Consider the following 19984-nt stretch of genomic DNA (forward strand, 5'->3'; position numbering starts at 1 on the left):
AACCCGCTGACTCACTACTGTGGGCGTGTGAGTGATGACACCGGAATCCTGATCTTCCTCGCCGTCGGCGTTCTCGTCGTGATCGGCATCGTCGTCTTCGGCGTGCTGAGCTCGCGCCGCAAGAAGAACGCCACCAGCCGCACGTTCAGCGTGCGCTCCGGCCGCATCGGCACGCAGCCGTTCCTCGAGAGCAGCGACCTCGCCCTCGACGACACGCGCCAGGAGGAGCTCTTCCGACTCACCTACGAGATCGGCGGCTCGCTGCAGATCCCGTCCGACGACGAGCCCGACGACCGCACCGTGCACATCTCGCGGATCGGCCGCAGCCTGCGCGCCGGATTCCCGCAGGCGAAGATCGGCCTGTCGGTGTACTTCCGCGAGTGGGAGAACAGCGAATTCCCCGCGCGCTTCCCCGTGCGCGGCGACCACGGCACCACGGCGGTAACGATGGATGCCGCGGGCGTGACGGCCCTCGATGCGAACAGTTCGATCGTCTGGACCTCGCCGTGGCCGGCGCTGCGGTTCTCGAACGGACCCGACCTGGTGCTGCTCGACGGCGCCGGCAAGACCGTGCGCCTGCAGCCGGCGGATGCGCAGCCCGAGGTCGAGGAGATCGTCATCAAGTACGGCACGCTCCAGCAGATGCACTTCTGAGCGCGCGTCAAGCCCCTTCAAGCGGGGTAGCTGCGACGGCATCCTGAACGTCAGACATCGCGAAGGGAGCGATCATGACGAACAGCACCCCCGAACCCACCGACGACCTCTCCGCCGAGGCGCAGACGCCCACGCCGACTCCGGCATCGGATGCCGAGGGCGAAGTGACCACGCCGGATGCGGCCGAGTCACCCGAAGACGCCGATCCGAGCGAGGTGCCGAGCACCGAAGACCTCCAGGAGCCGAGCACCGAGAAGGACCCGGGTGAAGAGCCCAAGGCCCCGAAGCGCGACGAGCCCGAACCCGACCATGAGGCGGTCGGCATCGGGGTCGTCGACACCGAGGACTGAATCCTCCCGCGCTGAGGGGTCAAGACGCGCCGCACCGCTCACCGCTCACGCGGCGTGTCTTGACCCCTCACGGAGGGTGGGTGCCTACTCGACGAGCTTGCCCGCCGTGTCGACCTCGCGCATGAGCTCGGCGATCTCCTCGGGGATCTCGGGGATCGCCTCGCGCGTCACGCCGTCGCGCGGCGACCAGACGAGGTTCACCTGCAGCGTCGGGTCGGTGTCGGGGAAGTCGCTGCGGTTGTGGCATCCGCGGGTCTCACGACGCTCGAGCGCCGCCTCCATCGTCGCCCGCGCCGCGAGCGCCGATGCCTTGAGGTCGAAGGCGTGCGCGAGGTCCTGGAACCCGGCGATGTCGGGGTGGATGCCGATGTCTTCCATGCGCCCCTCGATGAGGTCGAGTTCGGCGAGGCCCTGACGCAGCCCCTCCTCCGAGCGCACGACGCCGGCGTGCTCGGTCATGGTGTTGCGGATCGCGCGCTGCAGGGCGCGCACGTTCTCGCGTCCGTCGGCGGCGAGGAGGTCGTCGATCTCGGCTCGTGCGCCGGCGACGGCATCCGCTGACCGCTGCTGGGCGTCGAGCGATGCCGCGTGCTCCATCGCGGCCTGGCCGACGATGCGTCCGTAGACGAGCAGTTCGATGAGCGAGTTGCCGCCGAGGCGGTTGGCGCCGTGGAGCCCGCTCGAGGCCTCGCCGATGGCGTAGAGGCCGTCGACGTCGGTCTGGTGGTCTTCGGGCCGCACCCACACGCCGCCCATCGAGTAGTGCGCGGTCGGCGCGATCTCGATCGGGTCGGTGGTGATGTCGAGCATCTGCAGCTCCATCATCGTCTGGTAGACGCGGGGCAGGCGGGTCATGATCGTCTCGCGCGGCAGGTGCGAGACGTCGAGCCAGACGCCGCCGTTCTCGGTGCCGCGCCCCTCTTTGATCTCGGTGTACGCGGCGAGCGCGACGCGATCGCGGGTCGACAGCTCCATGCGCTCGGGATCGTACTTCGACATGAAGCGCTCGCCGAGGGCGTTGCGCAGGATGCCACCCTCACCGCGCGCCGCCTCGGAGATGAGGGTGCCGGCCGCGTTCTCGGGCTCGATAATGCCGGACGGGTGGAACTGCACGAGCTCGGGGTCGCGGAGGCGGGCGCCGGCGTCGACGGCGAGGCGGAACGAGTCTCCGGTGTTCTCGTCGCGGCGCGAGGAGGTGCGGCGCCAGATGCGGTTGTGTCCACCGGCGGCGAGGATGACGGCATCCGCGTGGATCAGGTAGCGCGTACCGTCGGCCTGGTCGAAGCCGTAGGCGCCGAAGACGACGTTGTCGCGCACGAGCAGGCGGGTGATGTAGACGTTGTCGAGGATGGGCACCTCGAGCTGCTCGGCCTTGCGCACGAGGGTGCGTTGGATCTCGAGGCCGGTGTAGTCGCCCGAGAAGGCGGTGCGGCGGAAGGTGTGCGCGCCGAAGAAGCGCTGCGAGATGCGTCCGTCGTCTTCGCGGGCGAAGTCCATGCCCCAGCGTTCGAGGTCGCGGATGCCGCGTTCGGCGCCCTGCGTGACGATCTCGACGGTGTGGGGGTTGGCGAGCAGGTAGCTCTCCTTGATGGTGTCGGCGGCGTGCTGCTGCCAGCTGTCGTCGGCGTCCATGGTGCCGAGGGCGGCGTTGATGCCGCCGGCGGCGAGGGAGGTGTGGGCATCCTGTCGGGGGCGTTTGCCGACGGCGAGGACGTCGATGCCGTGTTCGGCGACCTCGATCGCCGCGCGCAGCCCGGATCCTCCGGTGCCGATGACGAGGATCGTGGTGGAGATCTGACGTTCGCGAGTACTCATGCTCTCGACGCTAGTTAGGTCACCCTAATAACTCCAATGCATAGTTCCTCTTCGAACCATGTTGGTAGCCTATGGAAATGAACCTCGAGCAGTTGCGCGGATTCGTCGAGGTCGCCCGCCTCGGGCACTTCACGCGGGCGTCCGAATCGCTGCACCTCGCGCAGCCGTCGCTCAGTCGGCAGATCTCGACGCTCGAACGCGAACTCGGCGCCGAACTCTTCCATCGCGCGCGCGGCCACATCGCCCTCACCTCCGCCGGCGAGACGCTGCTCCCCCGCGCCCAGCGCATGCTCGCCGAGGCCGAGGCGATCAAGGAGGAGATGGGCGAACTCGCCGGCATCCGTCGCGGACGCGTGCGCCTGGGTGCCCCGCCCACCCTGTGCATGAGCCTCGTCGCCGAGGCACTCGCGGCCTTCCACGTCGCACACCCCGGTGTCGAGCTGCAGCTCGCCGAGGCCGGATCGCGCGCGCTGGTCGAGCAGGTCGCGGTCGGCGCGGTCGACATGGCGCTCATCACCGAATCGGCCGGCCCGCCACCCGCGGGCGTGAGCCTGACGCGGATGCCGCTGCTCACCGAAGAGCTCGTCGTCGTGTCGTCGGCGTCTCAGCCGCCGGTGTCGACAGCATCCGCCATCGGCCTCGACGAGCTCGCCACCCTGCCGCTCATCGTCTTCGACGAGACGTACGAACTGCGCGCGACGACGGATGCCGCGTTCCGCAGCGAGGGCCTCGAACCCGTGCCCGTGCTCGCCGGCGCCGAGATGGACGCCGTACTGCGCTTCGTCGAACGCGGCCTGGGCGTCGCCGTCGTGCCCGCGATGGTGCTGCTCGACCAGCCCGGCTTGCGGTCGATGCGCCTGTCGCACCCCATGATGACCCGCACGGTCAGCCTCGCGCACCGCTCGGACGTGCGGCCGGCGATCGCGGTGTCGGCCATGCGGAAAGTGATCGTCGCGACCGCGGTGGAGGTCGCGCGGCGGGACCCGGCGATCACGAGCCTGGTGGAGGGGTAGGGGCATGGGCGCGCTCCCCGTCGTGGGACACGAGCTCATCCACCTCGACCGCGGGACGTCCATGTGGGTCGCGATCACTCGACTCGCCGCGCCGGAAGCCGACGATCCGGCAACGATTGCCGCGTTGATCGCCAGTCCCGGCTACGCCGACGATTACATCTCGCCACCTGGACTCACGCCCGACTCCGTCGACGAAGCCTCGGTACACGGGAGATGGTGGCTGACGGCGATCACGGTCGACGGCTTCACGCCGACGACGGCGGATGCGGCCATCGAGCGCATCCGCACCTGGGTCGATGATCAGCCGTGGACCGATCCCGATTATCGCCAACCACCCGATGTCTTCGAGCGGTTGGAGATCGCATTCGAGGCGCTCCGCTCCGGCACGATTTACGCGCTGGCGAATCCCGGCGAGGAGCACGAGCACGAGTACGGGATGGCGGTCGGCTCCATGGGGTTCCACGAGTTCGTCGTGATCGATCGGGTGCAGCGGATCGTGAGCGTCATCGTCGCGGCGGACGACTAGTCATAACGGAAGCACTCCTCGGATCACGGCGTCCGGTCCTTCTCCATCGGCGGGATCCGGCGATCGAAGACTGGTGGAGATACAGCGATGAGGTCTTCGAGACGCAACGCGGCTGCGGAGGCGAGGAAGCTCGCTCCCACGACGAAGAGCGTCAGCGGACCGTACGGAGCTAGCGCCCGCCAGAACAAGAGGGTGACGAGGAACGCGAGAGCGAAGATGGCACCCCAGACGATTCCCGATCGCGCGAAGACTCGTTTCGGTGTCAGGTGGTGGACGGTGCGGCAGAGCACCACGATCGAGGCGTTCACGAGGAGCCCAGCGAGCAGGAGAAGCTGGAGGATCGATGTCGCCATCGCCCACGCATCGCTCGCGCGCTCTCGCAGATCGGTGGTCATCGCGTGGTACCCCAGGATCACGAACACCGTCAGCACCGCGACGATGAGGGTGGACCCCGTGAGGAAGAGGAAGCGTCGCACCGATCGGCGCCACCGGACGGGGAGCGGGAATGTCGGGCCGGCCGACTCTCGAGCCGTCGCCGCGGGCTCATCCGCCGGCGTCACTCCCGCCTCGCGGCCTCGGCGTGCTGAGAGCCAGAATCCGAGTGTGCTCGCGCCGAAGCCGACGGCGACCATGCCCACGATGCCGATGTCTCCGGCGAAGACGGCGTAGGTGACGCCGCAGATCAGCGACATGATTCCGGGCCCGGCAGCGGCGTCGATCAGCGCCGGCGGATGCCCCGCCTGACGCTCCGCCGAGAGCACATGCCAGCTGATGAGCCCCGCCAGCGTGACGATCACCGCGTGCGCGGGCAAAGACATGATCGCGACGCCGAACCAAGACGAGGTCGTGACCGGTCCGAGGAGTCCTTGAAGCGCACCGACGATGTACGGCGTCACCGTCGCCTGAAGCACTGCGACGATGATCCCGGTAAGGAAGAAGCCCCACCGGGTGCGGGAGGAGGAGGCCCAGGGAGACTCGGGGGCGCGGCGACGCGCTCGCTCGGGCGAGCGCCGAAGGTCCGGCACGGCGGCGGCGATGGGAGCATCATCCACGTTCGTTCGCCCCTCTCCGCGCTTGTTCGATCATCAACGCCGCCGCGTGCACGATCAGACTCCCCGCGACGAGCGCCCCGAGCCAGATGGCTCCGCGGAGAGCGTCCAACGCGAACGTCGCGACGACCACGTACCCGAAGGGAATCAACACGCCGTTGGCGATAGCCACGCCGCCGACGGCTCGGCCCCAGGTGAGGCGCGGCCTCGTGTGGAGCGCAGCGAGAGTGACGAAGACGACCGGGATGCTCAACACGACCAGAACGACGAGAAGGATGACGATCCTCAGCGCTGCCAACAGGCCCCCGTCGGCCCACTGGAGATACACGGCCTCATGAACCAGCGCGAATGCGCCACTCACGATGAGGGAACCGCCCGCGAGGAAGAGTGCCCGCCGTCGCGTGAGGGGTGAGTTGAACGCGGGCCCGTCGCCATTGCCGCGGGCTGTTTGATCGACGATTGTCCGCACGTGCTCAGCCATGACTCTCCACCGGAACAGCGACGTCGCAGCTACCGTCCCCGTAGTCGATACCGAGCGGAACGGATTGTTCGTAGACCGGCTCACCACCGCTCCAGACCAACTCGATCCCGTCTATGCGCCTGACGGCGTCGGCATTCGTCACATCGACGACGACCAGCAGCACCCCGGCGCTGCGATCGCCTTCAGAACTGAGGAACAGACTGCGATCAGCCGCCGCCGTGAGCACGCTCCCAATCTCGCCGCCCGTCAACTCCGCCAGGGGCGGGAGCGCCGGAAGCAGGATCGCATCTTCGATCTCGCCCGCATACCGGTCGGGAACGGTTAGCTCCGAGAGATACCCGTACGCCTGCGCGAGCAGTGTCAACTCGATGGCGATGTAGACGCGCTCCGCACCGGCGTCGACCGAGAGCAGACAGTCACGCGGAACCGCCACCGCGAGGTCTGCGCGTGTGGGATTCCGCATCCCCACGAACATCCCAATCAACGCCAGAATCATCGCGACGACGATCACCGCAGCGAGGATGATCGTCGCGCTGCGCCAGTTGTGGCGTTGCAACTTCATGCGCTCGTACTCGGCGACGATGTTCACCAGCGTCATCGCGGGTAGCTCACCATCGCGAACACGAACGTCGCCAGCGCGAGAACGATCAGGCTCGCGGCAAGCCACACTCGAACGGTTCGCTGCCGCCGTCTGAGACTTCGCCCCGTAGCCGAGACCGCGACGAGGACGCCGGAGACGACCGCGGGGAGACCCACGAGCGCAACGAGCATCGGCCCCTCACTTCCCGGACTCATCATCGCCTTCCAATGAAGTTGAGTCGGGCTCCGATCCAGAACGTGACGTCTCGTAAACGATGCCGAACTCTCGCTCGGCCGCGAGCAGATAGTCAGCAATAATCTGCGCGTGAGCTTCATCGTATGAATCGATGGCAAGCAAGCTCTTCGACGAGATCTCCACGAGTGCACCCAGGTCACGGACTTCAGCGATGAGGGTTCCTTCATGTCGATGGGTCCCGGCGGGGAAGAAGACACGGAATCCGTAGTGCCCTGCGTCTTCGACCACGCGATCGAAGATATGGTTCCACGGCCCCTCCGCTCGTGTGCTCACCCGATCCCCCAAGGCGACGTCATAGAGGAAGAACGGGATGCAGCACACCTCGACCTCCGTTTCGCTGATCCGGCGCGTCCAGAGCTGTTCGTACCGCCACGGCTCCTCGAGTCGCGCCTGGAGGATGAAGTTGGCGCGCTCCCGCCAGATCGGAGATGCGTGCACGGCGAACGTCTCCGCCGGCGACTTCTCGCGCTTCATCTCCGCCACCGCGTATGACTCTCCGTCATATGCCGAATTCACGACCGCGCGCACCGATCCGGCGAGTGCGGTCACATCCTCTTCCGAAGGTTCGCCACCTTCGACGAGAAGGGGCTTCGCTGACCGGTCGCACACGAACCCGTTGAGCGGGTACCCCGAGGCACCTGCGCGCAGAAGAGAGGAAGGAGATGAATCAAGTGCGGTCCAGCGCAGCACCCGGTCCCCGATGTACGCGGAATCAGCCTCGACCCAGCGATCCCCCCGGCGGAGCAGGTCATCTTCGACGACGAGCACGTCGGCGTCAGCCATCGCCGACAGGAACTCGTCGATGACAGCATCCGCCGCGTCCAGGTGCACCCCTCGCGAGAAATCATCGAGAGCTGCTGCGTCAACGACGGGAGCGATGACGCGCGCGCTCTCGACCTCGGCGAGGCGCACTGCGACCTGTTCGCACAGCGCCGACCCGCCTTCGAGTGATCTGCGCGACCAGGCGACAGCATCCTCGATCACGGGTTCATGCCATGCGAGCTCCGTCACTTCGTTGCTGTGCACGCGGGCGTAGTGCGGCCTCGCGTCGGCTGCCCGCCCCCTCCACGCTCGAACCGCATCGGCGACCCTCCACCACTTCACCATCGCGCCAACATCCCCTCTTCCACCCCAGACGACACCGACGGCACCACCTCAACCGCGACCACGCGACGGACGAACATCCAGATCAGTCCGACGCCAATGAACAATGGACTCCCCAGCACCATGCACATCGGCACGGCGCGGGCCCACCCCTCGACCTGCACCTCGTCGACGACGAACCAGAGCCAGAATGTGACTGGCCCGCACGATGCGGCGATCGCCCCGCTGACGGAGAGGTGCCACGGAACGCCCGTCTTGCGAATCATCAGCCGCACCAGCACGCAGACCACCACTGCGACGGTGAACGCCACGGGAAGAGCAGCAATGTTGCGCGCGAGGGCGTCGCGGCGCTCTTGTGCGAGAAGCTCCCAGGCGGCGGTGAAGGACGGTGTCCACGACCCGACGGAGATCGCCAGCGCGAGCGCCGCGAGCCCGAGATATGCGAACGCCGCGATGATCGTCTGCCAGACCGCACGCGTGCGCAGCGACATTACCGACGCGTCACCTATGCCTGCCTCTGGTCGCACCAGAACCACCCCCTCATGAATAAGACGACCCATGGCACCGAACATGACGGCGCTACGCCACCTGTTACGCGAACGAGACGAGAAGCCTCGAGTGCTTCAGCGTGCGAACACCATCGGGAGCATCAGCTCCAGCGCCTGCATGGTGAGAACGACCGTCCAGTACGTCATCGCCACGAAGGCCAGCGACTGCGAGATCACCGACACCATCAGCGGCGCACGCTCGGTGCTGCCCTGCCGCCGGACGACGACGTGTCGCCCGATCACATAGACCAGGGGCGACAGGAACGTCCACGCCCAGGGAAACGGCTGGAAAAACCCGCGGCCCGTCAGCGCGCGCACATCGAGCACGGCAAATCGAACGGATGCCGCGTACCCGCCCCATCCCAGAATGAACGACGTCCACAGCCACGGGCTGAAGAAGAGTTCGAAGAACAGTGACATGAGCTCGCTCGCGACTTCCGCGGAGTCGTATGTCGGCCGGTTGGCGCGCGCGAGATCTTCGGCCATCAGTTGGAGCATCTGCGGGAAGATCCGTTGCCAATCAGCGAGGTAGCCGAACGCCAGAATCGACGTCAAGATCGGCAGGGCGACGATGAGCCAGTTCCAAACGGTGCGCGAGCTTGCCGGCGGAAAGCTCAGCACTGACGGGGCGGTCATGCGTCGGCCTCGTGCTCGGCATCCGTCCGGTCGTCGAGGTTCACCGTCGTGTAGAGGTCGACGCCGAGCGCCGCGATCTGCGCCATCAGTTCGACCGGCAGCACGAATCCGCCCTGGGTGGAGTCGGAGTCGGCCGTCCACCAGATGCAGGTCTCACAGTCCGCCGGAAGCAGAGGCACCCTCCCCGCTGCGGGACGGCAGGCATCGAGCAACCAGCGCAACGCGACCGTGCCGGTTCGGTCGTCTTCGGTGTTGTCCATCCGGTCGGAGTCGATGCACCAGACGTTGCACTCCTGCACGCGCCCCGAGCGCAGAACTGTGCCTCTGGGGATGACTCCGGTGGGCTGGATGCCGAGCACCTCCGTGATCGATTCCAGTGGCGTCTCCATCGATCGCACGACGAATAATGCCAGTCCGGATTGGATCATGCGCGCCCCTCACCCCTTCGTTTGTTCGTCATCGCTCTTGAAGCTCTTCCAGAATCTGTAGAGCCCGTTTCCCAGCGCGATGATGCCGAGGCCGCCGGCCACGGTGACCTCGAACGGTTGGTCTTCCCGCCTCGTAGTCGGAACTCCATCGCGGACATCCAGCCAGTACGCGAGCGCCATCAGCGCGACCCCCGCGAAGAACAGGAGGAGGTTCAACCACCGATACGCGTTTCGCCTGCGGGCGCTCACTCTTCCTCCGATCACCTTGAACGCGCCTAGCGTTCGCAGCCCTGCGTTGCGGCGTCCGCCACTCCACTGAAGAGACGACCGAGCGCACGAATCATGACGCGACTTCGACAGATCCCGCGCTACTCCAGGCTGAACTAGAGCAAGTCGTTCAGGCTGACTCGATGCCACTCGCCCTTCCCCATATGAGAGACACCGACGAAAGGCGGTCGCTGTTCGGCCCGAAACATGAGTCGGAGAGGACCGTTCATCAGGAGCGACACAGTGTTGAAGTCGTACGAAGCGAGCGCATGCCGCAACCGGGTGTGCTGCGCCCAACCGTGCACGAGGACCCAGGCCAGAAACGCGATGGGGATGACCAGCCACAACAGGATGCCGCGAATGAACATGAGCAGGAGTCCGCCGACGATCTCGAGAAACCGCGCACCACGGGTCGAAGCATTCACAGTGCTCTCCTCCCTCTCTCCAGCAACCACTGCACCACCGCCGGAGGGAAGTCGTGTTCGAAACAGTAGAGACATTCCGTCTCGTCCCCCTACGTGGCTCGCAGGAACGAGCCGGAGCTGGGGCATCATCTCCGCGCACCCCAGGAGCTCACCCCACCGCCCGGAAGTGCGACGACCATCGATCCGTCCGACCAGCCCGCCGACCAGGCTTCGAAGCGAGGATCTGGCGCGACCGTGAGAGCAAGACCGCCGACGAGCCTGATCGAGAGCTTTCCGGTTTCTTCGTCAGCGGTGGCTGCTTCGATCACTCGGCCGTGGAGAATCACCCCGAGTCGCAGGTCGGCACCGAGGTTCTCAGGATCGATCATCGTCGACGCGACCGCTGATTCTGCGAGCTCGAAAGGGCATTCAATGCGGATGGCGGCTCGTCCGGATAGCACGAGGGTCACGCCCTGTTGTGTATCGATCGCATCTATTCGACGTGCTCGAATGTCGATCTCCACTGTCACCACCTCTCAAGCAGGTCGTAGGCGCGATGGGATTGCGCGGCATGCACGCCAGACGCACCCTCCGTGATCGCGACCCTCACAGGCGATCCAGTTCGTTCCCGGAGGAGTCGCGCACCAGATAGTCGCCGGGCAAGGGCACCCACACCGCGACTCCGTTTGGCCACACGACGATCTCGACACCGGCCATAGCACTCACGGGAAGCTCCAGCGTCAACCAATCTCCCCCCTCCACAACGAACGACGTCCCGATCGGCTCGAACCCAATCTCAGACGAGCTTCCCTCCGTTACGGAGATCTTCAGCGTCGTCCGGTCCTCGTTCATTCGCACCTTCCCCCTCCACAGGCTCCGAATCGGAGCCCTCAAAGAGAAGACGATGAACCCCGCAGATTATGACGCGAGTCCCCGCATCCAGATCGCCCCAAGTTCGTTCGTCATGCTTCATGTGGCGCTACATCCCGATCAAGCGCGCGAGGTAGTCGATCTCCGCTTTCGAGACCACTCCATCGACGAGGTCGCCGATCTCATCGAGCCTGCCGACGACTTCGATGAGCTCTTCTTCGTATCCCGATTCGTAGATGAGATCGATCGCCTGACCCGCCTCGTCATAGCCGTACGCGTTCGTCTCACCATCGGATGCCTCCGACTGTGCCAGCCAGCACAACCGACTTGCACGTTGATTTCACTCCCCGCTCCCGGCGTGGCGCACCCACACCGTCCGTGAAAACTCCCAACTGAGCGCGCGATCCCGCATGGAGCGCGAGCAAACGTACTCGGCGGAGTACGAGTCGCCCCATGGTGTCCGAGGGTAGGGGCATCGATATTCTTCTCGATCGCTGGGGAACGAGAAGAATCTATCCGCAAACAAGTAGATCGACGGTGGCTCGTCTGACGTGTCTCGTGCTGGCATTGCTAGGTCAGGCAAGTTGGTGTCGACGTCGGACGAGTACCCGTACGGAAGGGCGAGCCGCGCATGCGACGAAGAGGGACGATTTCGCGCTACAAGCGAAAAGAGGTCGAGAACCGCGACTCGTGACATGACGTCCACGCCGGAGATTTCGTCAGCGTGGGCACTGACGAAAGTCCCTCGGGACTGGTTCAGCTCATCGCTCGCATGAGCAATCCATTCGAGGACTCGCGAATTAGCCACGTGGAATCACCCATCCGTTCCGCTGCAACCAGGCGATCTGGTCACGCGTCAAGTTCGCCACACCGTGCTTCCACGTGCCGTCGACGTTCAAAGCCGCTCCGTTCGAGAAATGGACGTGCTGCTGGTCGCCCGTCACCTTACCTGTGTCGACTCGTCGGATGCCGGAGGGAGCTTGACCTCGATTGATTTGTTGATTGAGCTGGTTCGGCGACGAAGGCCTCGATCCACCTGCGTTAGCGTCATTGCCGCTCGGCGTTTCGTTGAACATCGTTTGGGCGCCGTCGCCCACCGCGGCTGCCCCGCCGACGATTGCAACGCCGCCGAGGATCGTTCCTGCGGAAATCGAGACGGCGCCGGCGGCGGCGGTCGTGCCTGCGCTCGTCACAGCGACGGCACCTGCCGATGCGAGAATCGTTGCGCCGCAGATGCCTGCTGTGGCGGCAATACACGCGATTCCGAGCCCGACAAGAAGCGCACCACCGACGATCCAACCGGCCGCGGCCCATTGTTCCGATGTCCATGGACTTGCGGAGAACGGCCCACCCTGGGACGACAAAGGCACGGGGCCCGCACAGGTTTCATACGAGTAAACACACGGCGGGTGGCTCGCTGCGGTCCAGTCATCCGACTCACCCGACGGGTTCGAGACCTTGCCCTTGGGCAGCGACTTCACCACCTTCGAGACCGAGTTAGCCAATGAATTCATGTTCATCGCCGCGGATGCGGCAGCGAGCCCGCCCTTCGTCGTCGACTTCTTCACGTTGGTGTTGCCGAACCCCGCCGCAAATCCACCCTTCTTCGAGGCATACCCAAGGTGGTCACTGAACGCCACGGGCGAGTTCTCGACATACGCGAACCGGTTCAACGACTGCGGGCGCACCAGCAGACCGCGCCACTCATCCGGCTGCACCCACGACCCGGTCGCGGTGTCGTAGTCACGGGCGTAGTAATGATCCAGCCGGAGAGTCGCATCACCCGGCTGCCCGTCATTACCGACCAACGACGCCCACCCCGTGGACTCGAACCCGGCAGCACCGAAGTCCGCGTAATCCACGAGATCCGTGATCCGGCCCCCAGCATCCGCCGTCGCCGTCGCATTACGCGCATCACCCAACACCCACGCATCGTCGTACGCACCCGACTGGAACACGACCTCACCCGTCGGATCCCGCAACAACTCCGTCGCCCCGTGCAACCCGCTATCCGTCGCAACCGGATCAAGACCATCCCACGTCGTCCCGGTCGTATCCGACCCGAACGCCGTCTCATCCGTCACCGACGTCCGACGATCCAAACCGTCATACGCATACGACGTCGACCGCCCCTCCGTCTGCGTCGACAACAACCGCCCCGCCGCATCATGACCAAACGACGTCGGAACGCCATTCACCGTCTGAGACGGCCGATTACCCGCACCATCGAACGAGTACGACGCAGAACCCGCATTCGCACCCGTCGTCTTGGTCGACGTGAGCTGACCGGCGGCGTTGAACTCTGCCGTCAGATGAGAATCCCCCGCCTCGGCGCCCGTGACATCCCACGACGTAGCACGAGCACTTTCCCCGCCCGCCGCTTTTGGCATTTTGGTATATCGGGTGCGGGCGTTTATCCGTCGCGAATTTCGAATTCGTGCGGGGCGGGATCCTTCGACAGGCTCAGCGACCCAGTGCAGAGGCTGAGCCACCAGGTGAAGAGACTGGGTCCCTGAGCTTGTCGAAGGGTCCCCCACAAGACACTCCTCCCCCGGCACAACTTCGGAGATCCGATTCGACACACCGCACGAACGGATGCCGCCACCGGCGCGTCGCGCCACAACTCCGAAGTTGTGCGGGGGCGAGACACTCCCCGGGGACGAGAAAACCCCCGCCGCTCTCGCGACGGGGGTTTCATCTGCTGTGCGCCCGAAGGGACTCGAACCCCTAACCTTCTGATCCGTAGTCAGATGCTCTATCCATTGAGCTACGGGCGCCCAGCCCGCTCAGCGGGCCGTGGAATAGCCTACATGAGACTCGACGCGAAAGCGAAACGAGCCCCTCAGGCGGTCTCGGCGGACTCCTTCTCGGCGTCCTTCTCCTTCTTCTTGCGCTTCGCCTTGGCGCGCTGCAACGACGACAGCGCCTGCAGATCGACGAGCCGCAGCGCCTGCATCCGCGCCTCGCGCATGCGGGAGTAGTCAGGATCCTGATCGGGACGCATGCCCTCGACGCGCAGTCGACGGTCGAGGTTGTGCCGCACGTCGGACCACGCACCCTCGCGTGCCTCTTCGACCATCGCGCCGAGCTGCTCGGGGTCGTCCATCATCTCGCGCAGCTTCGCGGCGACACCGCTCGACTGCTTCGCCCGCCGTCGAAGATTGCGCACATCGCGGTCACGGTAGTCGTGCGTGCCGCGCGGATCGGAGTGCCGACCACGCGCCCGCTTGCGCAGGGCGGTGACGTTCGCGGCCGCAGCCTCGGACTCCTCGGCCATCGCTCGCAACGCCTCACGGGCGTCGGCGATGTACTTCTCGGTGTCGAAGATCCCGTCCTCGGCGATCGTCCCGACGAGGATGTGGTTCTTGATCGCGAGGCGCGCCGCAGCGGTCGCGATCGCGACGCCTTCGGCGATGGCATCCGCTGTTCGTCCCACCGGAACCTCCTCCCTTCGAGCGTACCCGTATCGCCCGCGCGCAGCCTCGGCCAGAATGGGCAAGAGCCCGCTCGGCTCGCCCTCGAGGAGTATGCATGCGGCCACTGACATTGCCCGGAAGCACGACCGTCATCACCGGCGCGGCCAGCGGCATGGGGGCCGAGGTCGCCCGCCAGCTTGCGGCCGCCGGCGCGCACCTCGCCCTCATCGACCACAACGCCGAGGCGCTGCAGGCCCTCTCGACCGAACTCGCCGGTCCGCGCAACCCGAGCGCCCCACCCGTCACCATCCACGTGGTCGACCTTCGCGACGACGACGCGGTGTTCGCGACGGCATCCGACATCACCGCCGCCCATCCTCGGATCACCGCGCTCATCACCTGCGCCGGGTCGTCGATGCTCGGCGACATCGACCAGCTCACGATGGAGGAGATGCGCTGGCTCACCGACGTGAACCTCTGGGGCACCGTGTCGATCACGAAGGCGCTCCTGCCCGCGCTGCGCCGCGCCCCCGCCGCCCACATCACGCACCTCGCGAGCGTCTACGCCCTCGCCGCACCGGCCGGTCGCATCCCCTACGCGCTGAGCAAGTACGCCGTGCGCGGGTTCTCCGAGGCCCTGCGGCACGAGCTCGAGGGCAGCACGGTGTCGGTCGGCGCGGTGTATCCGGCGGGCGTGCGTACGGGCATCATCTTGCACGGTCGGTACGCCGCCGCGATCCCGCCGGCCATCGCCGATCGGGCCGCCGCCGCACAGGCCGCGATGTACCACACCGAACCCGCGGATGCCGCGGCGCGCATCGTGCGCGCGACCGTCCATCGCCGGGCGCGCACCATGATCGGCCGCGAGGCCCGGCTCATCGACGTGCTCACGCGCCTCTCCCCCAACGGGTACTGGCGCGTCATGCGCGGGCCGCTGCGCGAGGCCATCGACACGACGACACCCATCGACTGAGCCAGCGACCGGCCGTCAGCCCACCGCGCCGACCCAGATGCCCGACGCCCACGCCTGCTGATCGCCGTTGCACCCGACATCGCCCGGGTACCCGCGCACGACGGCCATGCAGTTGGCCAGGAACTCGGGGTCTCCCCCGAACATCGACTGGTACGAGCCCGAAGCGTTGAGCGCGCCCCACACCTGGAATTGGTAGATGTGCGCGAGCTCGTGCGCCATCGCCCACTGCAGGCGCCCGGTGCTCCAGTTCGCGATGTCGGCGCGGTACTTGATGTAGCCGCCGCTGTTCGCGCAGGCCGGGGCCGTGCCGCCCGCGCACGACGACGACTCGTACAGGCCCACGCCCGCCCCGCCCACCTGGTTGAGGGCGGCGCGCACGCGCGCGTACCCGTCGGGTCCGCTCGTGCTCCAGGCCGGCCCGGCCGGACCCGCGGTGACGATCTGCGCCGCCTGCCAGTCGGAGACCTCCTCGCCCACCTTCTCGGTGAGCGCGTGAACAGTGGCGGTGGCCGCGACGACCACCGCGGGATCCGACCGCTCGGCGAGCACCGTCTGCTGCGTATTCAGAGCGGATGCCCGGTGCGCCGCCGTGTCGACCTTGCCGTCCGCGCCCTCCAACGCCGTGGAGAGAGCGGCGATCTCATCGACGAAGGCGGGGCGCACCTCGAGCACCGCGTCGCGGTCGGCGGCATCCTCCTCGGCGCGTTCGACGGCCCCTTCGAGATAGGCGGTGCGCGCGGCAGAGGTGTTCGCCTGCTCGGTCACGGCGATCAGTTCGGCGACCGTCTCGGCGCGCTCCGCCTCGAGAGCGGCGGCCCGATCGACCACGGCGCCGCCCACCAGGATCGCCGCAGCGATCGTCACCGCCATCGCGCGCCGGATCACTGCATGAATCCCGTGGTGTCGGTGAGCTCGGCATCCTGCTCGGCGATCTGCGAGCGCAGGGCCGTGAGCCGTGCGGCGAGGCCGACGTTGTCGTCACCGATGTCGTCGAGACGCTCGGTGGTCTGCTCGACGCGCTCGTGGAGCTGGGCGACCTCGGCCGCACGCTGTTGGTCGGCGAGCACGACGATCGTCGCTCCCCCGATCAACAACAGACCCCCGACGACGACGGCTACGCCTCGCATACCGCTCCCCAGAGAACGCGAACACACCCAACAGGGCCAATATAGCGGTGTGCCGGGGCGGTGTGAGGGCGAAGTGCGGCGGACCGGCGTGCACTAACTCAGGAAGAACGGGCCGGATCCGGGCCCAGAGAGCGAAGATAACGATTTCAGGGGCCGGTTGTCCTGAGTTAGTGCCACGCACGCAGACCGCACCGCACCGGCACCGGCACCGGCACCGGCACCGAACGGACCAGCCCGCCCCTCAGACCTCGACGCCGCGCGCCAACCGCCGCTCGGCCGCGAGCCGCCCGCTCGCGAGGTGCTGCGGGATCAGCGTGCGCAGGGCGTCCGAATCGCGGGCCTCGATCGCCTCGAGAATGATGCGGTGCTCCTCCGCCATCGCCAGAAGGTCGTCGTGCTGACCGAACAACCACTGCAGCCGCGTGAGGAAGACGCTGATCAGCTCGTTGAGCATGTCGTTGCCGGCGAGGCGCGCGGCGATCTCGTGGAACTCGCCCGCCGCGATCCGCGCACCTTCGGCATCGCCCGCGAGGGCCGCCGCCATCTCACGCTCGTAGGCGAGGCGGATGCGCTCGATGCCGTCCTCGTCGTGGCGCTCGGCGGCGAACACGAAGATCAGGGTCTCGATCGCCTCGCGCACCTCGGCGAAGTCCTGGATGTCCTGGTGCGTGAACTCGCGCACCACGGCCCACGTGCGCGGTCGTGCGACGACGACGCCCTCCGACACGAGAACGCGGATGGCTTCGCGCACCGGCAGCCGCGAGACGTGCAGCTCGGCGGCGATGTCGCGCTCGACGAGTCGCGAACCCGGGGCGCGCCGACCCAGCACGATGTCATCGCGCAGTATGCGCGTCACTCGCACCGACTCCAGTTCGGTAGCCCCCGCCCCCGTCATTCCGGCAGTCTTGCACTCGCAGAGCGAAATCGCCAACTTTGGTATCCCAGGGCGAGAATATTCACCTGAATGAGAAGGGGACGGATGCCGCGGCATCCGTCCCCCATCGTGAAATCGATCTCGACTCAGGGCAGGCGATTCGCCTTCGCCAGGTTCGCCTCGAGCTCGGCCGCGTTCTGCCGCACGACGTACGCCGGGCGATCGCGCTCGACCCGCCACGACTCGCTGAGGGGTCCGATGTTCACGGTGTCGAATCCGATCTCATCGTAGAACTTCGTGACGAACGCGACGGCCTCGTCGTCGCCCGCGGTCGCGAGCGCGCGGCGGTCCGGCGTACCGGCCGGGGTTCCGTCGGACGTGATGTCGGCGGCCATGATGTGGTTGAACGCCTTGGCGATGCGCGAGGTGGGCAGGTGCGCCTGCACGATCTCGGAGGTCGTGGTCTCGCCCTTGTCGAGTGCGTCGATGTGGCCGTCGCGCTCGAAGTAGTAGTTGTTCGTGTCGAGCACGATCTTGCCGGCGAGCGGTTCGACCGGCACGTCACCGATCGCCTTGAGCGGCACCGTCACCACGACGACATCGCCCTCCGCGCCCGCGTCGACCGCGGTCGCCGCCTTCGCCTTCGGGCCCAGCTCGTCGATGAGATCCGTGAGGGTCTCGGGTCCGCGCGAATTCGCGATCACGACGTCGTAGCCGGTGGCGACGGCCGCGCGAGCGACCTGAGCGCCGATGTGTCCTGCACCGATGATTCCGATAGTGGTCATGCAGGGGCCAACGCCCACCGCCCGCCGGTATTCCGAGAAGTCCCCGGATGACGTCGGCGCGCCCTAGGCCGAGGGTGACAGCGTCGACTTCTGCAGGGCATCCTCCGCGGCGACCCACGCGAGCATCGCGCACTTCACGCGCGCCACGTACTTCGACACCCCGCCGAGAGCCGCGGCATCGCCGAGCAGCTCCTCGTCGGGCTCGATCTTTCCGCGCGAGCGCATCGCCTCGCGGAAGGCCGCGATGCGCACGTCGAGATCGTCGACCGAGAGCCCTTCGGCGAGCTCGGCGAGCAGCGACGCGGACGCCTGCGAGATCGCGCAGCCGTGCCCCTCCCAGGCGATCGCCTCGATCGATCCGTCAGCCGCGCGGTGCACCTGCACGGTGACCTCGTCGCCGCAGGTCGGATTGACCTGGTGCGACTGCGCCAGGATCTCGCCCCGCAGGCCGAAGCCGTGCGGCGTGCGCGAGTGGTCGAGGATGAGCTCCTGGTAGAGGTTCTGCAGGTCGCCGGACGTCATGAGCGTGCTCCGAAGAAGTCGATGGCCGCGGCGACGCCGTCGATCACGGCATCCACCTCGGCGTCGGTCGTGTAGAGGTAGGTGCTGGCCCGCGTCGACGAGGTCACGCCCAGGCGGCGATGCAGCGGCTGGGCGCAGTGGTGGCCGACGCGCACGGCGATGCCGCGGTCGTCGAGGAACTGGCCGACATCGTGCGAATGGATGCCGGCGACGTCGAAGCTCGCGAGCCCCACGCGCGGCAGGGCGATGCCCGCGCCGAGCACTCGCACACCATCGATCGCGCCGAGTCCGTCGAGCAGGCGCACGCCGAGCTGGGCCTCGTGGGCGGCGATCCGCGGCATCCCGATCTCGGTCAGGTAGTCGACCGCTGCGGCGAGCGCGATCGCCTGCGAGACCCGCTGCGTGCCGGCCTCGAAGCGCTGGGGCGGAGCCATGTACTCGGCCTCGGTGGTGGTGACGGTGGTGATCATCGAGCCGCCGGTGAGGAACGGCGGCATGATCTCGAGCAGCTCGCGGCGGCCGTAGAGCGCGCCGACACCGGTGGGTCCGAGCATCTTGTGGCCGGAGAGCACGGCGAAGTCGACGTCGAGGGCGCGCACGTCGAGCGGTAGGTGCGGGGCCGACTGGCAGGCGTCGAGCATCACGAGCGCACCGACTTCGCGGGCGCGGGCGATCACCTGCTCGACGGGGTTGATCACGCCGAGCACGTTCGAGACGTGGGTGACGGCGACGAGCTTCGCACGGTCCGTGATGTGCTCGGCAAGGGTGTCGAGGCGCAGCGCCCCGTCGTCGTCGAGCGGGATCACGCGCAGGGTCGCGCCGGTGCGCGCGGCGAGCTCCTGCCACGGGATGAGGTTGGCGTGGTGCTCCATCTCGGTCGTGACGATCTCGTCGCCCGTCCGCAGTCGCAGGGGCTCGGCCGCCGCTCCTCCGCGCCCGATCGAAGCGTTCGAGAGAGAGTAGGCGACGAGGTTCAGCGCCTCGGTGGCGTTCGAGGTCCAGACGATCTCGTCGTCGTCGGCCCCGATGAAGCGGGCGACCGTGGCCCGGGCGTCCTCGAAGAGCTCGGTGGCCTCGGCGGCGAGGGTGTGCGCTCCGCGGTGCACGGCGGAGTTGAACGTGGTCGCGAACTCGCGCTCGGCGTCGAGCACCGCGAAGGGCCGCTGCGAGGTCGCGCCCGAGTCGAGATAGGCGAGCGGATGCCCGTTCACCGTGCTCGCGAGGATCGGGAAGTCCCTGCGCAGCCGACGCACCTCGTCGTCGCTCAGCGGGGTGGCCGGGGCGGTGAGGGACGACGTGCTCATCCT

26 protein-coding genes and 1 tRNA gene are annotated in these 19984 nt (G+C 67.1%); 5 read left to right on the plus strand and 22 right to left on the minus strand.

Features of this window, described 5'->3' with window-relative positions; genetic code table 11:
* The first annotated feature begins 27 nt into the window (after positions 1–27).
* Both ACI2JZ_RS11750 and ACI2JZ_RS11755 read left to right on the plus strand, forming a co-directional pair.
* Positions 28–654: a hypothetical protein gene (locus tag ACI2JZ_RS11750; RefSeq protein WP_404597633.1), complete on the plus strand. Its 627-nt coding sequence runs from the start codon at positions 28–30 to the stop codon at positions 652–654.
* Between the two features lie 74 nt (positions 655–728).
* Positions 729–1004, plus strand: a complete 276-nt coding sequence (locus tag ACI2JZ_RS11755; protein WP_247955609.1) for a hypothetical protein — start codon at positions 729–731, stop codon at positions 1002–1004.
* Between the two features lie 84 nt (positions 1005–1088).
* Here ACI2JZ_RS11755 and ACI2JZ_RS11760 read toward each other — a convergent pair whose 3' ends face one another.
* Positions 1089–2819, minus strand: coding sequence for an L-aspartate oxidase (locus tag ACI2JZ_RS11760; protein WP_404597634.1), 1731 nt, complete (start codon positions 2817–2819; stop codon positions 1089–1091).
* Between the two features lie 77 nt (positions 2820–2896).
* Between ACI2JZ_RS11760 and ACI2JZ_RS11765 the strand changes: the two genes are divergently transcribed.
* Together ACI2JZ_RS11765 and ACI2JZ_RS11770 are read left to right on the plus strand one after the other, a co-directional pair.
* Positions 2897–3832 carry a LysR family transcriptional regulator gene (locus ACI2JZ_RS11765; protein WP_404597635.1) on the plus strand — a complete coding sequence of 312 codons (936 nt, stop codon included), beginning with the start codon at positions 2897–2899 and terminating at the stop codon, positions 3830–3832.
* Between the two features lie 4 nt (positions 3833–3836).
* Entirely contained in the window at positions 3837–4358 is a 522-nt protein-coding gene (locus ACI2JZ_RS11770; protein ID WP_404597637.1) for a hypothetical protein, read from the plus strand.
* Positions 4359–4381: 23 nt separating this feature from the next.
* On the opposite strand, the gene ACI2JZ_RS11775 is transcribed toward ACI2JZ_RS11770, so the two are convergent.
* The 15 genes from ACI2JZ_RS11775 to ACI2JZ_RS11845 all read right to left on the minus strand — a co-directional run bounded on the left by ACI2JZ_RS11775 (position 4382) and on the right by ACI2JZ_RS11845 (position 14416).
* Entirely contained in the window at positions 4382–5410 is a 1029-nt protein-coding gene (locus ACI2JZ_RS11775; RefSeq protein WP_404597638.1) for a hypothetical protein, read from the minus strand.
* Positions 5403–5888, minus strand: a complete 486-nt coding sequence (locus ACI2JZ_RS11780) for a hypothetical protein (protein WP_404597639.1) — start codon at positions 5886–5888, stop codon at positions 5403–5405. The genes ACI2JZ_RS11775 and ACI2JZ_RS11780 overlap by 8 nt, the downstream gene beginning before the upstream one ends.
* Positions 5881–6486: a hypothetical protein gene (locus ACI2JZ_RS11785; RefSeq protein ID WP_404597641.1), complete on the minus strand. Its 606-nt coding sequence runs from the start codon at positions 6484–6486 to the stop codon at positions 5881–5883. The genes ACI2JZ_RS11780 and ACI2JZ_RS11785 overlap by 8 nt, the downstream gene beginning before the upstream one ends.
* Before the next feature lie 180 nt (positions 6487–6666).
* Positions 6667–7830, minus strand: coding sequence for a DUF4265 domain-containing protein (locus ACI2JZ_RS11790; RefSeq protein ID WP_404597643.1), 1164 nt, complete (start codon positions 7828–7830; stop codon positions 6667–6669).
* Positions 7824–8318 (minus strand): hypothetical protein, encoded by a 495-nt coding sequence (locus tag ACI2JZ_RS11795; protein WP_404597644.1) that lies wholly within the window; start codon positions 8316–8318, stop codon positions 7824–7826. The genes ACI2JZ_RS11790 and ACI2JZ_RS11795 overlap by 7 nt, the downstream gene beginning before the upstream one ends.
* A 132-nt stretch (positions 8319–8450) precedes the next feature.
* Positions 8451–9011 carry a hypothetical protein gene (locus ACI2JZ_RS11800; protein ID WP_404597646.1) on the minus strand — a complete coding sequence of 187 codons (561 nt, stop codon included), beginning with the start codon at positions 9009–9011 and terminating at the stop codon, positions 8451–8453.
* Positions 9008–9439, minus strand: a complete 432-nt coding sequence (locus tag ACI2JZ_RS11805; RefSeq protein ID WP_404597648.1) for a DUF4279 domain-containing protein — start codon at positions 9437–9439, stop codon at positions 9008–9010. Before ACI2JZ_RS11805 ends, ACI2JZ_RS11800 begins: the two co-directional genes overlap by 4 nt.
* A 9-nt stretch (positions 9440–9448) precedes the next feature.
* Entirely contained in the window at positions 9449–9688 is a 240-nt protein-coding gene (locus ACI2JZ_RS11810; RefSeq protein WP_404597649.1) for a hypothetical protein, read from the minus strand.
* A gap of 134 nt (positions 9689–9822) precedes the next feature.
* Positions 9823–10131, minus strand: coding sequence for a hypothetical protein (locus ACI2JZ_RS11815; protein WP_404597651.1), 309 nt, complete (start codon positions 10129–10131; stop codon positions 9823–9825).
* A 125-nt stretch (positions 10132–10256) separates the two neighbouring features.
* A complete protein-coding gene (locus tag ACI2JZ_RS11820) occupies positions 10257–10634 on the minus strand; it encodes a DUF6188 family protein (protein WP_404597653.1) in 378 nt (125 codons plus the stop codon).
* 82 nt (positions 10635–10716) lie between these two features.
* Positions 10717–10962, minus strand: a complete 246-nt coding sequence (locus tag ACI2JZ_RS11825) for a hypothetical protein (protein WP_336640965.1) — start codon at positions 10960–10962, stop codon at positions 10717–10719.
* A 127-nt stretch (positions 10963–11089) separates the two neighbouring features.
* On the minus strand, positions 11090–11302 hold the full coding sequence (locus ACI2JZ_RS11830; RefSeq protein WP_404597655.1) for a hypothetical protein: 213 nt from the start codon (positions 11300–11302) through the stop codon (positions 11090–11092).
* A gap of 478 nt (positions 11303–11780) precedes the next feature.
* A complete protein-coding gene (locus tag ACI2JZ_RS11835; protein WP_404597656.1) occupies positions 11781–13472 on the minus strand; it encodes an RHS repeat domain-containing protein in 1692 nt (563 codons plus the stop codon).
* A 212-nt stretch (positions 13473–13684) separates the two neighbouring features.
* Positions 13685–13757 (minus strand) — tRNA-Arg (locus ACI2JZ_RS11840).
* A gap of 65 nt (positions 13758–13822) precedes the next feature.
* Positions 13823–14416 carry an asparagine synthase gene (locus ACI2JZ_RS11845; RefSeq protein WP_247623389.1) on the minus strand — a complete coding sequence of 198 codons (594 nt, stop codon included), beginning with the start codon at positions 14414–14416 and terminating at the stop codon, positions 13823–13825.
* Between the two features lie 95 nt (positions 14417–14511).
* On the opposite strand from ACI2JZ_RS11845, the gene ACI2JZ_RS11850 reads away from it, so the two are divergent.
* Positions 14512–15369, plus strand: coding sequence for an SDR family NAD(P)-dependent oxidoreductase (locus ACI2JZ_RS11850; protein ID WP_404597659.1), 858 nt, complete (start codon positions 14512–14514; stop codon positions 15367–15369).
* A 15-nt stretch (positions 15370–15384) separates the two neighbouring features.
* On the opposite strand, the gene ACI2JZ_RS11855 is transcribed toward ACI2JZ_RS11850, so the two are convergent.
* From ACI2JZ_RS11855 to ACI2JZ_RS11880, 6 genes are all read right to left on the minus strand, one after another.
* Complete coding sequence (locus ACI2JZ_RS11855) at positions 15385–16254, minus strand: hypothetical protein (RefSeq protein WP_404597660.1); 870 nt, start codon at positions 16252–16254, stop codon at positions 15385–15387.
* Positions 16251–16496, minus strand: coding sequence for a hypothetical protein (locus ACI2JZ_RS11860; protein ID WP_404597662.1), 246 nt, complete (start codon positions 16494–16496; stop codon positions 16251–16253). Before ACI2JZ_RS11860 ends, ACI2JZ_RS11855 begins: the two co-directional genes overlap by 4 nt.
* A 241-nt stretch (positions 16497–16737) precedes the next feature.
* The gene (locus ACI2JZ_RS11865) at positions 16738–17352 is read right to left on the minus strand and encodes a GntR family transcriptional regulator (protein WP_404597663.1); all 615 of its coding nucleotides are present in this window, start codon (positions 17350–17352) and stop codon (positions 16738–16740) included.
* Between the two features lie 164 nt (positions 17353–17516).
* Complete coding sequence (locus ACI2JZ_RS11870; RefSeq protein WP_372491564.1) at positions 17517–18173, minus strand: NADPH-dependent F420 reductase; 657 nt, start codon at positions 18171–18173, stop codon at positions 17517–17519.
* Between the two features lie 45 nt (positions 18174–18218).
* The gene (sufU, locus tag ACI2JZ_RS11875) at positions 18219–18677 is read right to left on the minus strand and encodes a Fe-S cluster assembly sulfur transfer protein SufU (protein WP_247623395.1); all 459 of its coding nucleotides are present in this window, start codon (positions 18675–18677) and stop codon (positions 18219–18221) included.
* Positions 18674–19981, minus strand: a complete 1308-nt coding sequence (locus ACI2JZ_RS11880) for a cysteine desulfurase (protein WP_404597664.1) — start codon at positions 19979–19981, stop codon at positions 18674–18676. Before ACI2JZ_RS11880 ends, sufU begins: the two co-directional genes overlap by 4 nt.
* Positions 19982–19984 lie beyond the last annotated feature (3 nt).

Source organism: Microbacterium sp. NPDC087868, from assembly GCF_044900755.1.
Taxonomy (GTDB): domain Bacteria; phylum Actinomycetota; class Actinomycetes; order Actinomycetales; family Microbacteriaceae; genus Microbacterium; species Microbacterium galbinum.

Excerpts from the sequence above, each read along its gene's own strand:
- ACI2JZ_RS11755 (WP_247955609.1), top strand. The coding sequence starts at position 729 with ATGACGAACAGCACCCCCGAACCCACCGACGACCTCTCCGCCGAGGCG.
- ACI2JZ_RS11760 (WP_404597634.1), bottom strand. The coding sequence starts at position 2,819 with ATGAGTACTCGCGAACGTCAGATCTCCACCACGATCCTCGTCATCGGC.
- ACI2JZ_RS11765 (WP_404597635.1), top strand. The coding sequence starts at position 2,897 with ATGAACCTCGAGCAGTTGCGCGGATTCGTCGAGGTCGCCCGCCTCGGG.
- ACI2JZ_RS11770 (WP_404597637.1), top strand. The coding sequence starts at position 3,837 with ATGGGCGCGCTCCCCGTCGTGGGACACGAGCTCATCCACCTCGACCGC.
- ACI2JZ_RS11780 (WP_404597639.1), bottom strand. The coding sequence starts at position 5,888 with ATGGCTGAGCACGTGCGGACAATCGTCGATCAAACAGCCCGCGGCAAT.
- ACI2JZ_RS11785 (WP_404597641.1), bottom strand. The coding sequence starts at position 6,486 with ATGACGCTGGTGAACATCGTCGCCGAGTACGAGCGCATGAAGTTGCAA.
- ACI2JZ_RS11790 (WP_404597643.1), bottom strand. The coding sequence starts at position 7,830 with ATGGTGAAGTGGTGGAGGGTCGCCGATGCGGTTCGAGCGTGGAGGGGG.
- ACI2JZ_RS11795 (WP_404597644.1), bottom strand. The coding sequence starts at position 8,318 with ATGTCGCTGCGCACGCGTGCGGTCTGGCAGACGATCATCGCGGCGTTC.
- ACI2JZ_RS11800 (WP_404597646.1), bottom strand. The coding sequence starts at position 9,011 with ATGACCGCCCCGTCAGTGCTGAGCTTTCCGCCGGCAAGCTCGCGCACC.
- ACI2JZ_RS11805 (WP_404597648.1), bottom strand. The coding sequence starts at position 9,439 with ATGATCCAATCCGGACTGGCATTATTCGTCGTGCGATCGATGGAGACG.
- ACI2JZ_RS11825 (WP_336640965.1), bottom strand. The coding sequence starts at position 10,962 with ATGAACGAGGACCGGACGACGCTGAAGATCTCCGTAACGGAGGGAAGC.
- ACI2JZ_RS11850 (WP_404597659.1), top strand. The coding sequence starts at position 14,512 with ATGCGGCCACTGACATTGCCCGGAAGCACGACCGTCATCACCGGCGCG.
- ACI2JZ_RS11860 (WP_404597662.1), bottom strand. The coding sequence starts at position 16,496 with ATGCGAGGCGTAGCCGTCGTCGTCGGGGGTCTGTTGTTGATCGGGGGA.
- sufU (WP_247623395.1), bottom strand. The coding sequence starts at position 18,677 with ATGACGTCCGGCGACCTGCAGAACCTCTACCAGGAGCTCATCCTCGAC.
- ACI2JZ_RS11880 (WP_404597664.1), bottom strand. The coding sequence starts at position 19,981 with ATGAGCACGTCGTCCCTCACCGCCCCGGCCACCCCGCTGAGCGACGAC.